Origin of the sequence: Pseudomonas sp. IPO3747 (assembly GCF_013385245.1) — a bacterium.
Classification (GTDB): Bacteria; Pseudomonadota; Gammaproteobacteria; order Pseudomonadales; family Pseudomonadaceae; genus Aquipseudomonas; species Aquipseudomonas edaphica.
Genome location: NZ_JACAQL010000012.1, coordinates 1 through 393 on the forward strand (window position 1 = coordinate 1; position 393 = coordinate 393).

Below are 393 nucleotides of genomic sequence, written 5' to 3' on the forward strand. Positions count from 1 at the left end.
TTTACCTTAGCCTGATCCGTTACCAGTGAAAGTAACGTTCAGTCTATCTTTCTATCACATACCCAAATTTTTAAAGAACGATCTAATCAAAGACTAGAAATCAATATTCACTTCAGAATATTCATTTCTAAACTCTAACAGCAGAAGCAGTTAATGGTGGAGCCAAACGGGATCGAACCGTTGACCTCCTGCGTGCAAGGCAGGCGCTCTCCCAGCTGAGCTATGGCCCCATAACAAAATTGGTGGGTCTGGGCAGATTCGAACTGCCGACCTCACCCTTATCAGGGGTGCGCTCTAACCAACTGAGCTACAGACCCAATTTCGAGCGTCACTGATTAGCTAAGAGCTATCAGCTTGGAGCTTAAAGCTGCTTCTATCGTCTTCTTCAATGAA

General features: G+C 44.8%; 2 tRNA genes. Both read right to left on the reverse strand.

Features of this window, described 5'->3' with window-relative positions:
• Positions 1-154: 154 nt before the first annotated feature.
• Positions 155-230: transfer RNA gene (locus HX790_RS18425), tRNA-Ala, on the reverse strand.
• A 10-nt stretch (positions 231-240) separates the two neighbouring features.
• Positions 241-317, reverse strand: a tRNA-Ile gene (locus HX790_RS18430).
• Positions 318-393: the final 76 nt, after the last annotated feature.